The following is a 13,438-nucleotide window of genomic DNA, read 5'->3' as shown; positions in this document are numbered from 1 at the left end:
ATTAAAGCGCCTAATAGTTCGTAGTAAGCTGGTAATTAATGCTTTCGAATTCTCCTAAAATCGGTATTATCTCTCAGGCTCGCATGACTAGTACGCGCCTGCCAGGGAAGGTGCTATTGCCAGTTGCTGGCCAGCCGCTGCTACAGTATCATGTAACACGATTACGTGAGAGTGGCTTACCCATGTACCTGGCAATTACCAGTAACTCTACCGACGATGTGCTTGCTGAGTTTGCTGCGCATGCCCATTTGCCCTGTACCCGCGGCGATGAGCAGGATGTGTTGGGACGTTATTGCCAATGTGCAGAGGAAAATCAACTGGACATTATCGTGCGCGTTACCTCTGATTGCCCCCTACTGGATGGGCGGCTTATTGCACAAGGCGTACAGGAATATCTACGCCACCAAGACTCACGTCTTTACCTCTCCAATGTATTGGAGCGCACCTTTCCACGGGGCTTCGACTTTGAGATTTTTTCCCGCGAGCTATTAACTGAAGCCTACCATCAGGCTGTCTTACCTGGTGACCGGGAGCATGTGACGCCGTATATCCACCAGAATCGTTTGGGCAATGTTCATTTTCAACATGTTACTCGCTCTCCCAACCGCAGCCAGTACCGTCTGACCGTGGATACTCCCGACGACTTCCGGCTTTTAAAACTCCTCATCGAGAATCATAATGCTGCTGCTTTAACTTCTGATGAAATTATTGCTCTACTAGATCAGCACCCGGAGCTGGTAGCGCTGAACGCTCATATCGAACAAAAGATAGCTTGATGACCGCCCACCCCAGCCTGCCCCGCCTCGTGCTCCGCGCCGATGGAAATCCACGCATTGGGCTGGGCCATGTGATGCGTCTATTGGCGTTGGCTGATATCCTGCGCGATGAGTTTGGGTGTGTATTCGTTATTCAGGAGCCTGATGCTGTGCTCCTTAATCAGCTCCAGGAATCCTGTTCAGAGGTTGTCGAAATGCCCCCCCAACCTGCGGGTGGTGAGCCAGCCTGGCTGGCCCAGCACGTGTTGCGCCCCAATGACATACTGGTGCTCGATGGCTACGGCTTTGAGTTGAGTTATCAGGAAGCCGTGCGCGCTCATGTGGCCAAGTTAGTTTGCCTGGATGATTTGCACGCCTTTCCCTTCGCCGCCGACTTGGTGCTGAACCCTGCGGGGGGCATTTCTGAGGCTGATTATGACTTACGACAGCCTGGGGCTCGGCTGTTGAGCGGACCAGCCTACGCGCCGCTACGAGCCGCTTTCTGCTCCGCCGCCCCCGCTTCTCACACAGTTGCTTCGCCCTCATCCGTGTTGGTTTGTCTCGGCGGGGCCGACCCTACGCATCAGACCCAACGCGTGGCTGCTACCCTGCTCACGCTGCCCGTCGTTGAGCAAGTGCAGATAGTAGTAGGCAGTGCGTATACCGGGTGGGAATCGTTGAGCCAGTGGGCTGAACACGAAGCTAAAGTTACGCTGCATCGAAATTTGCCCCCCAGCCAGTTAGCGGAGCTTATGCAAAGCTGTGGGGCGGCGGTGTGCTCGCCCAGCACCATCAGCTACGAGTATTGTGCGGCGGGGGGCGGCTTACTGTTCCTGTTGCCTACTGCCGCTAATCAGCATGATCTGCACGAGTTCTTGCGGGCGGCAGGCATGGCTTTGCTGTATCCCAGCGCTGCTAATGTGCTGACTTCACCGGAGGTGATGCGCATTGCAGAGCAGCTCCGAACGGCCCAAAAACGTTATTTCGACGGCCAAGCTCCTGCACGTTTACGCCAAGCTTTCAAGGCCTTACGACTGCCAGATGCGCCTTTCCGCTTGCGCCTGGTTACCGCCGCCGATTCCGCTCAGCTCCTGGCCTGGACGAATGAGCCAACCGTACGGCAGGCTTCCTTCAATCCTCAGCCCGTACCGGCCGAGTTTCATGAGCGGTGGCTAAACGCCCGTCTTGCCGATCCTTATGCCCTGATGCTTTTGGCCGAAGAGGAGGCCACCGGCGCGCCTGTTGGGCTCATTCGCTTCAGTATTTCGCACGACGAGGCCACATTGAGCTACTTGCTTGACCCAGCGTATCGGGGGCGCGGCTGGGCGGCGGTGCTACTAGCCCTGGGCACCACGCATTTGGTGCAAACTTTCCCTCATCTGCGTCGGATAGTTGGGCATGTCCAACTTCGGAATCAAGCTTCGTTACGTGCATTTGAGCGGGCGGGCTATGCTTTGCTCCCCGTCGCTTTATCAGGCGAGCCTGATTCGGTTACTTTTGCGTGGTGGCTGTAGCTTTCTCGTCTGGCGTGGTGCCACCACGACTCTTTTCGCCGTTGATGCCAACACGCTTGAATCGTTCAACGAAAGTGTCACCACCGTGCCTGATTGCAAACAGCTTGTCTTAGCTACCGACTTTTCGCTTCTAACTCCTTCAAGATGCATATCGGCTCCCGCCCTATCGGCCCCGACCAACGGCCGTTTATTATTGCTGAGCTTAGCGGCAACCATAACCAGTCGCTGGAGCGAGCTTTGGCCATTATTGATGCCGTAGCGGCCGCAGGTGCTCACGCCATCAAGCTCCAAACCTATACCGCCGACACCATGACGCTCCCCGGCGCTTACCGCATCGACGATCCTGACTCGTTGTGGTACGGTCGGGAGTTGCACGAGCTGTATCAGGAAGCCTACACGCCCTGGGAGTGGCATGAGCCATTGTTTGAGCGCGCCAAATCGCATGGGATGCTGGCCTTCAGCTCGCCCTTCGATGAAACGGCGGTTGATTTTCTGGAAACACTCGATGTGCCTGCTTATAAAATTGCCTCCTTCGAAAACACCGACTGGCCCCTACTGCGGCGCGTAGCTGCTACCGGCAAACCTGTGATTATGAGCACTGGAGCCAGCACTCTAGCTGAAGTAGCCGAGGCCGTGGAAGTATTGCGTGAGGCTGGCTGCCAGAAGTTGATTCTGTTAAAATGCACCAGCACTTATCCCGCCACACCCCAAAACACCAATCTGCGCACTATCCCGCATCTGGCCCAGCTTTTTCCTGATTGTCCGGTGGGTCTTTCCGATCATACCATGGGTGTGGGCGCGGCCGTAGCCGCCGTAGCGCTGGGGGCCTGCGTCATTGAAAAGCACGTAACCCTACGCCGATCCGATGGCGGTGTCGATTCGGCTTTTTCCCTTGAGCCTGAAGAGGTAGCCACCTTAGTCACCGAAACGGAGCGAGCCTGGCAGGCATTGGGGCATATTCAATACGGTGTGCAGCGGGCCGAGGAAAAAAGCCGCCTGTACAAACGTTCGCTGTATGTTGCCCAGGATATTCGGGCAGGCGATATGTTTACCAAAGAAAACCTGCGCGTAGTGCGTCCCGGCGACGGTCTGCCGCCCCGCTACTTCGCGCCCCTGCTCGGTAAGCCTGCCCGTCAGGATTTGCGCGCGGGTACGCCACTCACCTGGGAAGCGCTGTAGTCTCGTCATGCCCTATTTGGCTCAGCTCGTTGCCCGCACCCGCGACATTCTGCAACTGCGCTTCACCGATCTATTTGTGCAGCTTCCACCCCAGATGCTGGGGGGCATTTCGCCGCACAATCCACTGAAGCGACTTGCTAAAGTATTGGGGTACACGGCCCTGCGGCTGGTAGGCAACTGCTTTCGGCCCATCCATAATCCGGAACCGTTGCGAGGAGCAATTTGGCTGTATGTTGTAAGCCAGAACAACTACCAAGCGCTAGATTTTATCCGGTCTGGGCTCCCCAACAGTGTATTTGTAGCTGGCCAAAGCAAACAGATCGGGCGTTACAACGGGAGCGTGAATCGCCTTTCGCTCCGCCTCAAGCTTTTGTACTACTGGCAGTTTCCGCTGGTACTGGTTGGGTTATGGCGTACAGAAGGAAGCCGGGCAGTGCGCTTTTTCGACCTGATTTTTAACGCCATCGGCTACTACGAAGTGTACGTGCGGGCCCTGCGCCATTACAAGCCCAAAGCCATCATTTTTGCTAACGACCACAATGATGACGCTCGCGCCCTCCTGCTCGCTGCCCGCGCCTGCGGAGTCCCGACTGCCTACGTGCAACACGCCAGCGTAAGTACTTATTTCCCACCCCTGGGCTTCGATTTGAGCCTACTGGAGGGTCAGGATGCGCTGGACAAGTATCAGCAATGTGGGCCCATCCAGGGCCGCGTGGAGTTGGTGGGGATGCCCAAAGCCGATGTCTATCTCAGCCAGCGCAATACCGCGCCGGCCGTACGGCGCGTAGGTATTGCCGTCAATTTGCTTGACGATACAGAAGCCATCCGGGCTGCTGTAGCTTACTTGGTCAGGGAGTTTCCTACACTCACTTTCACTTTTCGCGCCCACCCTGGCGATACCCGCGACTTTAGTTTTTTGCGCGAGCATATTCACCTCTTGTTTTCCAATGCGCGCCAGCAGAACATATTTGAGTTTCTACACCAACAAGACGCTTTAGTAGCCGCCGATACCTCTACACACTTAGAGGCTACACTGCTCAATCTGGCGAGCCTGTATTACCGCTTTGGTACTCACACTGTTGCCGATGATTACTATGGCTACGTGGCTCATGGCTTGGTAGAACGAGCCTCTTCCCTACTCGAATTGGCTACGTTGCTACGAGGCTATGAGCAGTACAAACCTTCCAACCTTTACCAGCGGGCAGCTTACTATAATTCAACTTTAAGTACAAAAAATGAAGGCCTCAGCACCAAACTCGTTTTAAAAAAGTTGGCGTCCTGGATAAATTAAGGTTATTACGTGATTGATAATTCTAATATAACTTTAGAATGAATAAATTTTTACTTTCTTTAGAACCTAGAAATAATATAAGATTATACTCTCTGCTCTTATTGCTTCTTATGTGCTGCTATTCAGCATAAGCTCAGAGCCTTCCGGGAGCGGCTGCAACATCCAGACAGTCAGCCGAACGCTAACCACCCAACTCTGTGTACCCAACATCATCACGCCCAATAAAGATGGTCGCAACGATGCCTTTGTGGTAGCTTCCTATAATGTGGGTGAATGGTCATTGGCTATTTACAACCATTGGGGAAAAGAAGTATATCAAACGGAGTGCTATTTTAATGACTGGGGTGCTAGTGTAGCACCGGGCATTTATTACTACATGCTGCGCCGTGGTGCTACCAACAGCGCTCTCAAAGGCTGGCTGGAAGTGGTTCGTTAGGAAAACAGCCTGATTAGCAGGCATGGACTCGAACAACGTATTTTCGTGCTTATGCCTGCCTATCCTTCTGCAATTTTGCCCCCCATCGCCAGCCAGCCTGTATTGGAAGCAGCGCGCCTGGCTTATGTGCTACGTCATTTCAGGCAAGCATATGCGGGGGTCCCAGCGCTGACTATTAGCTACGCGAATCAATCGCAACTTGTCATTGTCGACCACTCAGATGGGTTTTTCCAGCAGCAGCACCCGTTTCCACCAGCACCAAACTGGCGGGAGTGGCGGGGCAAGAGTATTCCCTTCTTTTTTGATACTAATCCGAAGAGTGAACTGCTGGAGCTTTTGCCCGGCAGTCGAGCTATCATACATGCCGATATAATCTCGGCAGCCTTTTATCTGCTTAGCGGCTGGCAGGAATACTTTTCGGAAGAGCGCGACCAGCACGGACGATTTCCCTACACCGTCAGCGTGCAGCGGCAATATGGCTTTGTGGCGGTATCTGTAGTGAACTACTACTTCGATGTGTTGCAGGCAGCGGTAGAGCACGTTACTGGCCAAAAGCTGCGTCTACGCACTTGGGGGGCAAATCAGGCATCATTCGCGACCTTTATAACGCATGATATCGACAATTGCCAGAGTGCCTGGAAGGGCGAAGGCAAAGCGGCGCTCCGCAAAGGTCAATTGGGTTTGTTTGGGCGCTTAGTGGGGCGCCGGCTGCAAGGCCACGACGCCTGGAATAACTTGGAACAAGTGCAGGGCGAAACGGCGCGCTGGGGGGCAAAATCCACGTTCTTTTTTCTCGGAAATCCAAACCGCGCCGCCAATGGCACCCCGAACGCTGATTACGACCTGACCAAGCCGAGCTTCCAGAAACGCATTCAAAACTTAGCTCAAAACGGTGCCGAAATAGCCGTGCATGGTAGCCTCGGAACGGCCCAAAATGCCCCCCAGCTCCAACAGGAAAAGCAAAAGCTGCCAATTCCTGCTTTGGGCAACCGTTTTCACTACTTAAGTTGGGAGCCGCGCCAGACGCCAGCGGTAGTGAGTGAAGCCGGTTTTACTTATGATTCCACACTGGGATTTGCGGAGCATTTCGGCTTTCGCAATTCGTACTGTTTGCCCTTTTATCCCTTTGATTTTGAGCATGGCGAAGCGTTTGAGTTTCTGGAAATTCCGCTTAATGTGATGGACGCCACCTTACATCACCCTAACTATCTGCAACTTGCTCCGCACGAAATTCTGCCGGCTCTTACGCCTATGCTTCAGGAAGTTGAGCGGTTTGGGGGCGTGTGCACGGTGCTTTGGCACAATGAGAATTTTGCCCCCCAGAATCAAATAAATGGTCCTGAGCAGTTCAAGGAGCTATTGCAGTACCTTCGCAGCCGCAATACAGCATTCGTTAATGGCACGGATATTTTAGCTCACATGGCATCTTCGGAAGTGTCAGCAGCATCTTAACAAGTAATTACAAATCAATTAATTAGAAAACAGTACACTTGGGCATCGTTCAGCGGCAGGGACTGCGCAACACCATTATTGCCTACATCGGGTTAGGCCTCGGCTTCGTGAATACCGTGTTGGTGCTTCCCAACTTGCTGGCCGCCGATCAGATTGGACTGACGCGGGTGCTTGTGTCAGTAGCGACCATTTACGCGCAGCTCGCCGCCTTCGGGTTTGCTAGTACTGGCATTCGTTTTTTTCCTTATTTCCGCAATAAAGCTGCTGGGCACCAAGGGTTTCTGCCAATGCTGCTGGGAGTTCCGCTCCTGGGTTTTGCCGTTGTGACTATCATCTATGTGCTCGGTCGGCCGTTTCTATTGGCCCAATACGAACGTGATGCTGCGCTGCTCAACCCCTACTACTTCTGGGGGGCAATTCTGGCGCTTTTTACCCTATTCTATTCATTGCAGGATGCCTACCTGAAAGCGCTGTATCAAACGGCCTTCTCGTCATTTGTGCAGGATATCCTGCTACGCGTGCTCACGGTGGTAGCAGCCCTTTTGTTCTCGCTCGGGTATCTGACCTTCCATCAATTTGTGCTGGCTTTTATTGGCAGTTATGGCCTTGCCACGCTGTTACTGGCGCTGTATGTCATGTACTTGGGTGAGTGGCACCTGCGACCCTCCAAGGCGGCATTGGCAGTGGTGCCGGTGCGGGAAGTTCTCAGCTTCAGCGGGTTCGTTATTTTATCAAGCTTATCGGGCACTATCATCGGCTCCATCGATTCGCTCATGGTAGGCTCCAGTATCAGCCTGGCTGCCACGGGCGTGTACACCACCGCATTTTTTATCAGCACCGCACTTACTATTCCGGCTCGCTCGCTCAATAAGATTGCCTTCCCGTTACTGGCTGAGTACTGGAAAGCGCAGGATATGCCACGTATGGCCGACTTTTATCGTCGTACTACACGTCTCAACACGGTTGTTGGGTGCTGGCTGGCGCTGGGTATTGGCTTAAATCTGGACTTCATTTACTCGTTGATGCGGCCCGAATTTGCGGCCGGCGCTACATCTGTTTTGCTGCTGCTGGCCGGCCGGCTTTTCGACAGCATAACGGGCGTGAACGGCCTGATTCTCGTCACCTCGCCCCGCTACCGCTTCGATCTGGTGTTCAACGTGTCGCTGGCCGTTGCCACGGTGCTGCTCAATTTGCTCCTGATTCCGCTGTACGGCCTCACCGGCGCGGCTCTTGCTACCCTCCTGGCCATGACAAGCATCAACGTGGCGCGTACCTGGTTTGTATGGCACGCCTACGGTTTGCAACCCTTCGATTTTCGAATTCCGCTGGTGTTGGGCATTGCGGTGGCGACTGGCGTAGCGGCATGGCTGGTGCCATCTGTTCACTCGATATTCATCACCATGCTTGTTCGCTCCGTGGTGCTTACGGGCGTGTATGGGGGGCTTTTATTATTGACTCGGGCTGTACCAGAGGTCAGTAACTTGTGGCAACAAGTACGCCGACGGCTCCCATTTTAAGGCTAGGCGTTGGCTAATGGCTCTGACTCGGTAACTATGCTCATGTGAGTAGCGCGCCAGATAAGCCAGGTTCCACCAGCGAAAGTAACGGCTGATATGACCATTATCAGAAAAAGCATCGAGCCCTCAGGTAGTAAAGCAATAGGGTCCTCTAGATTTTTCCATTTCGGATTTTGCATCGCTATCCAAGCCATTGCATTGTTCAGGAAATGCACCACAATGCACGCCGCCAACGACTGCGTGCGGTAGTATAGCCAACCCAAAAAGAGCCCCAACAAAAACGCCGAAACTACCTGGGCCGGATTCAAGTGGATGATTCCGAATAATAAACTAGACTGTAGTATTGCTTTGCGGGGGCTGTAGTTTTTAAGCAATCCTGGCAGCAGCAAGCCCCGAAAGAGCAACTCTTCCAAAATAGGCGCTGAAACGCAGATAACAAAAAAAGAGAGTCCTGGAAACCCACTTAGCTTTCGCATCGAATCGCTCATCCAGTTGGGCAGATGCAGGAATATAACCAACGTACGCAAAGCCATCTGAGCGAGTACCAGTAGCGGCAGCAACCAATACACCAACGGTATTTCACGGGCCGCCAGCAACCGCAACCGATGGCGGCGAACCGCCGGAATTCTCCAGATCAGCAAGACGACAATAAGTGCCTTGGCCAAATCACTGGCTATCACGGTCACAATAATGGATTGCGCGTGAGTTGTAAAGCGTAAAAAGGGAATAGATAAGACGCCTAAAACCAGAGCCAGCAGCATAAACCAACCAAGCGCGCCCCAGCTTTCACTGATGGTTGGGTAAGCAGGAGATTGATTTATAGGGGTTTGAATTTCAAATTCGGGTAACGATTCAATCATCGGATAGCTATAGTAAGAATAGATGTTTAAAGCTACTTAAAACAACTGCATAGCTATACTTCTCTTATTTGAATGATGACAAAAATCGGTTTTGCTACCAGAATAAGTCGGTTATTCATGCACAAAAAAGCCCCCCGCCTTATTTGTAGCGGGGGGCTTTTTTGCAGGATTGGATTCACTAAGCCTTCACCTTAGCTTGCTCCTGCGCCAGTCGCAGTTTGCTGTGCTTCTTGCCGTATAGGTAATAAATCACCAGTCCGGCGGCCAGCCACACGATGAGGCGCAGCCAAGTATCCCAGGGCAGCGAAAACATCATCAGCAGGCAGGTCAGAATACCCATGATGGGCACCAGCGGCACCCACGGCGTGCGGAAAGCACGGGGCGCGTCGGGCTGCTGCTTGCGCATGATAAGCACGCCGAGACACACCATCACGAAAGCCAGCAGCGTACCGATACTGGTCATTTCGCCTACCACTTGAATGGGCACTAAGCCGGCAAAAGCGCTAATTAAGGCCGCCAACAGTACATTTGATTTGTAAGGCGTCTGAAAGCGGGGATGAATCTCAGAGAAGATCTTAGGTAACAAGCCGTCGCGCGACATGGAGAAGAACACCCGCGACTGACCTAGCAAATCCACCAGAATTACGGAGGTGTAGCCAATCAGAATGGCGATGATAATAGCCTGACTCAGCCAGGCATAGGGCGTTTTCTCAATGGCAATAGCAACGGGCGCGGCGCTGTTTTTAAACTCCGTGTAGTTGGCCAGACCCGTCATTACATGCCCAAACAGCACGAACAGAATAGTACACACCACCAGCGAGCCGATGATACCAATGGGCATATCGCGCTGGGGTTTTTTGGCTTCCTGCGCCATTGTCGCCACAATATCAAAACCGATAAAGACGAAGAAGATGACGCCGGCTCCGCGCAGAATTCCGCTCAGGCCGAACTCACCAAACGTGCCCGTATTGGCCGGAATATACGGCTGATAGTTAGCCGGATCGATATACTGCCAGCCGAGCGCAATGAACACCAGCACCACCGATACCTTCAGGGCCACAATGGTCGCATTGACCCAGGCCGACCCTTGCGTACCCCGAATCACGATGGCCGTGATGGCCAGCACGATCAGAATAGCGGGCAGATTGACGAACCCGTGCACCACCGAGCCATCGGCCAAAGTAGAGGTTTCGAAAGGTGACATGACGAGCTGAGCAGGAATATGCAGGTCGTACTTGGCCAGGAAACGCGTCAGATACTGCGACCAGCTGATGGCCACGGCGGCGGCGCCTACGGAGTATTCAAGCACTAAATCCCAGCCAATAATCCAGGCAAACAGCTCGCCCAGAGTAGCATACGAGTATGTATAAGCCGAGCCGGCCACGGGTACCATGGAAGCAAACTCGGCGTAGCACAAGGCTGAGAAAGCGCAGCCAACGGCGGCCACCAAAAACGAGAGCGTAACGGCCGGCCCGGTATGATTGGCGGCCGCAATACCAGTGAGGGAAAAGAGCCCCGCCCCAATAATAACCCCTACCCCAATGGCGACAAGGTTAAAGGCACTCAGACTGCGCTTGAGGGTGTGAGTGCCGGTTTCGGCTGCCTCTTGTCGCAGCAATTCCAGTGATTTCTTGAGCATAAAAGGTAGCACGAAGCCGCGCCTCGTGTTGAATAAAAAGAATGGAGATAAGAGAAAATAAGCGCTACCGAAGAGGCAGTCAGATCAGAAAGCAAATGACGCCTCTACCGATTCGGCAGTGACTTTATGGGCTGAGCTTCAGCCAAAGCAGAGGCTGCAAGCAAAATGCCCCCCAGCAGCTACTTGCCGCCGCGGGTCGGCAAAGCCAGGAAGACGAGGAGATTATCGAACGCTCAACAACAGCAACAACCCATGTCCAGACAAGTAGCCCAACTCAACGTTTGGGGTGACGTGGTGGCGAAGGAAAGTGGAGCGGGTTGGAAGTGAATGTTCACAGCAATTTGTTTTTATATAGTCAGTCGATACTTGCGCTGACCTCGGTTGGCACCGTTCCAGTTGTGCTGGGGGTTGCCGGCGTTTCGTCGAGCCTTTCTCTCCACGCCTCTGTATAAAAACAATCCTTTGATCAGAAAGAATTGGGGTCGCAAAGGTAGTCCGTGCCGCGCAAAATCTGCATATCAGTCAATTTTTATTGTGCATCCGAAGGTTTTCGGGCACTAAAAAGCCCCCCAGCGCCGAATGCTTGCTCGGCGACTGAAGGGTTCAGTAAGACAATAAGGGCATTTTTAATAGTTGTAGGAAGCGCCGAGCGACACCCCGGTCGATTGGCCCAAATTGCGGCCGCTCACATACTGGCTAGCCCCGAGCACCACCCCAAACCCCTTGGCGATGGGCTTGAATACGCTCATCCCCACCCGGGTGTAGTTGACGCGGGTAGCCGTAAAATCGCCGGTGAAGCCGGGCTGCAAAATATCGGTTCCTTTGCTGCTTGACTGCTGAAAGGATGCCCAACCCTCGGCGTACAGTTTCAGACCAGCATAGCCTACTTTGGCATCAGCAATAAAGGCGTTAGGCACCTGCTTATTGCGGTAGCTATAGCCGGCCTGTCCGGTCAGGAACACGCCCGAAGCCATTTTTAGGTGCGCAATTCCCAAGGTATTGAGCTTAGTGGCGCGGTTGCCGATAGCGATAATATACTCCAAGCCGGTATTCGACTGGTAGTTGCTGGCGGGCGTACTAGCACCTACCACTCCTAATAAGTCGAGCACGCTACCGCCTAACTCAGTTGTAAAAGCTTTGAATTTAAGTAAGCCTGAAATGTCCTGCAGGCCACTGCGGGAATTGGTGTAGCCTTCGTTGTTGCCTTTGCCCTCCGACTTGATGTAGGGCAGGCTGATAGTAGCTTCTATCTGGTCGGTGATGCCATAAGTGGTGTACACGTTCAGCGACGAAACCCTTATCTCCCTGAAAACAGGTACTCCCTGCACTTTTTCGGGAACCAGATACACGCTCTTGTAGCGCTCGGCGGTGCCCGTGAAGGCAACTGAGCCGTGCCCTTTTCCAACCATAAAACCACTCACTAAACTCTGAGCCTGCAGGTGTCCGGTGAGCAGGAGCACCGCTATATGCAGGAGAAAATACTTAAAGTAATGTTGTTGCATGTGTTGCTTGAGGTCAATGAGTTGAAGCAGAATAATTTACAGACGATTTCTCCGGTAGAAATGCAATGATCCTGCATTTCTACCGCAGTTATTATGTCGCACCATACGAGGCCGATTCTATGCTTGGATTTAGCTACAAAAAATATTTTTAGTGGCTAAATCCAAGTGCACACCCGTTTCGTTTATTGGGCATCTCCATTAGATCAATTATATTTTTTGCTCTTAATCTTGCACTTAACACATTTTATGTATTCTTCTTTTCATAGTCAGGTAGTAGCGGGCCTGCTAACTGTTGCTCTACTACTGACTGGCTGCGCTGACGAGAAATCAGAAGCCGATCCGTCTATTGCGGGCGTGGCGGTAGCGGGCCGTGATTTTAGTCTGCTGGAAGATGCAGCCATACGTGGCGGCGTGGTAGATGTGCTGACCAACAAGAACCCTAATGACCCGGAAGGCAAGGGAAATTTCACCGTTTTTGCCCCCCACAACGACGCCTTCGGCCGCTTAGGTTTGCGTAGCGCCAGCGACCTTAATGCGCTGCAAACGGCTTTTCTTACCACCACGCTTCAGTACCACGTCGCGAACAGTTCCCGCCTTATCGGTGCGCTGCCGGCTGGTACTAACACGCCCTCCGTGCTTGGCCTTACCCGGCGCATGGTGACACGTGGTGGCAACCTTTATGTGAATGGCTCACGCATTGTCAGTACAGATATAAAAGCTTCAAACGGCACAGTTCACGTCATCGACAAGGTGCTGTTGGCTACCGGGGCCGACATCGTGCAGTCGGCCATAGCGCTGAGCCGCGCCCAAGTGTTTGTAAAGCCCGAGCTGACGTATCTGGTAGAAGCTGTGCTCTACTGCGACTTGGCTGGAGCCTTGTCTGCTACGCCAGGCAGTGCCCCGCTCACAGTGTTTGCGCCCACCGATCAGGCCTTCAAGGATTTACTCGCTCAATTACTGGGCACGCCCTCTACTTCCCCAGCCGACATCCGCAAGCTACCGAAGGAAGTAGTTACCAGCGTATTGCTCAACCATGTGGTGCTGGGGGGCAAATTCACTTCCGAATTACCCGAGAGTACTTCCATTACGTCGGTTGGCAACACACCCGTTTTGTTGGGAGCTTACAACAATGGTGTGCTGCCTGTACGCGGTGCCGGCAATGGTGCTACCACTGCCTCCATGGTTATTCCCGATGTGCAATGCATCAACGGTGTAGTACACGTGATTGACCGCGTGCTGCTACCTCAATAGCCGAACAATACCGCTTCCCCTGCCCCGATTACCCTGCGCTTC

Annotated in this window: 11 protein-coding genes and 1 riboswitch; of the genes, 8 read left to right on the top strand and 3 right to left on the bottom strand. The window is 53.2% G+C overall.

The window, feature by feature from the left end:
• Positions 1 to 38: 38 nt before the first annotated feature.
• The 7 genes from H8B13_RS13090 to H8B13_RS13060 all read left to right on the top strand — a co-directional run bounded on the left by H8B13_RS13090 (position 39) and on the right by H8B13_RS13060 (position 8,144).
• Positions 39 to 776, top strand: a complete 738-nt coding sequence (locus H8B13_RS13090; RefSeq protein ID WP_187311254.1) for a cytidylyltransferase domain-containing protein — start codon at positions 39 to 41, stop codon at positions 774 to 776.
• Positions 776 to 2,269: a UDP-2,4-diacetamido-2,4,6-trideoxy-beta-L-altropyranose hydrolase gene (pseG, locus tag H8B13_RS13085; RefSeq protein WP_187311253.1), complete on the top strand. Its 1,494-nt coding sequence runs from the start codon at positions 776 to 778 to the stop codon at positions 2,267 to 2,269. The genes H8B13_RS13090 and pseG overlap by 1 nt, the downstream gene beginning before the upstream one ends.
• A 144-nt stretch (positions 2,270 to 2,413) precedes the next feature.
• On the top strand, positions 2,414 to 3,448 hold the full coding sequence (gene pseI, locus H8B13_RS13080) for a pseudaminic acid synthase (protein WP_187311252.1): 1,035 nt from the start codon (positions 2,414 to 2,416) through the stop codon (positions 3,446 to 3,448).
• Between the two features lie 7 nt (positions 3,449 to 3,455).
• The gene (locus tag H8B13_RS13075; protein WP_261990360.1) at positions 3,456 to 4,739 is read left to right on the top strand and encodes a hypothetical protein; all 1,284 of its coding nucleotides are present in this window, start codon (positions 3,456 to 3,458) and stop codon (positions 4,737 to 4,739) included.
• A 112-nt stretch (positions 4,740 to 4,851) separates the two neighbouring features.
• Positions 4,852 to 5,175 carry a gliding motility-associated C-terminal domain-containing protein gene (locus H8B13_RS13070; RefSeq protein WP_187311251.1) on the top strand — a complete coding sequence of 108 codons (324 nt, stop codon included), beginning with the start codon at positions 4,852 to 4,854 and terminating at the stop codon, positions 5,173 to 5,175.
• A gap of 51 nt (positions 5,176 to 5,226) precedes the next feature.
• Positions 5,227 to 6,627 carry a DUF7033 domain-containing protein gene (locus H8B13_RS13065; RefSeq protein WP_187311250.1) on the top strand — a complete coding sequence of 467 codons (1,401 nt, stop codon included), beginning with the start codon at positions 5,227 to 5,229 and terminating at the stop codon, positions 6,625 to 6,627.
• Between the two features lie 38 nt (positions 6,628 to 6,665).
• Positions 6,666 to 8,144, top strand: coding sequence for a lipopolysaccharide biosynthesis protein (locus H8B13_RS13060; RefSeq protein WP_187311249.1), 1,479 nt, complete (start codon positions 6,666 to 6,668; stop codon positions 8,142 to 8,144).
• Positions 8,145 to 8,146: 2 nt separating this feature from the next.
• On the opposite strand, the gene H8B13_RS13055 is transcribed toward H8B13_RS13060, so the two are convergent.
• The 3 genes from H8B13_RS13055 to H8B13_RS13045 all read right to left on the bottom strand — a co-directional run bounded on the left by H8B13_RS13055 (position 8,147) and on the right by H8B13_RS13045 (position 12,145).
• On the bottom strand, positions 8,147 to 9,004 hold the full coding sequence (locus H8B13_RS13055; protein WP_187311248.1) for a CPBP family intramembrane glutamic endopeptidase: 858 nt from the start codon (positions 9,002 to 9,004) through the stop codon (positions 8,147 to 8,149).
• 178 nt (positions 9,005 to 9,182) lie between these two features.
• Entirely contained in the window at positions 9,183 to 10,643 is a 1,461-nt protein-coding gene (locus H8B13_RS13050; protein WP_187311247.1) for an amino acid permease, read from the bottom strand.
• A 344-nt stretch (positions 10,644 to 10,987) separates the two neighbouring features.
• A riboswitch (SAM riboswitch) is annotated at positions 10,988 to 11,098 on the bottom strand.
• A 171-nt stretch (positions 11,099 to 11,269) separates the two neighbouring features.
• Positions 11,270 to 12,145: a hypothetical protein gene (locus H8B13_RS13045; protein ID WP_187311246.1), complete on the bottom strand. Its 876-nt coding sequence runs from the start codon at positions 12,143 to 12,145 to the stop codon at positions 11,270 to 11,272.
• 246 nt (positions 12,146 to 12,391) lie between these two features.
• Here H8B13_RS13045 and H8B13_RS13040 point away from each other — a divergent pair, with 246 nt between their 5' ends.
• Positions 12,392 to 13,396: a fasciclin domain-containing protein gene (locus H8B13_RS13040; protein ID WP_187311245.1), complete on the top strand. Its 1,005-nt coding sequence runs from the start codon at positions 12,392 to 12,394 to the stop codon at positions 13,394 to 13,396.
• The last annotated feature ends 42 nt before the right edge of the window (positions 13,397 to 13,438 follow it).

It is taken from the genome of Hymenobacter sp. BT188 (assembly GCF_014333585.1).
GTDB lineage: Bacteria > Bacteroidota > Bacteroidia > Cytophagales > Hymenobacteraceae > Hymenobacter.
This window is presented reverse-complemented; position numbering and strand designations above follow the sequence as displayed.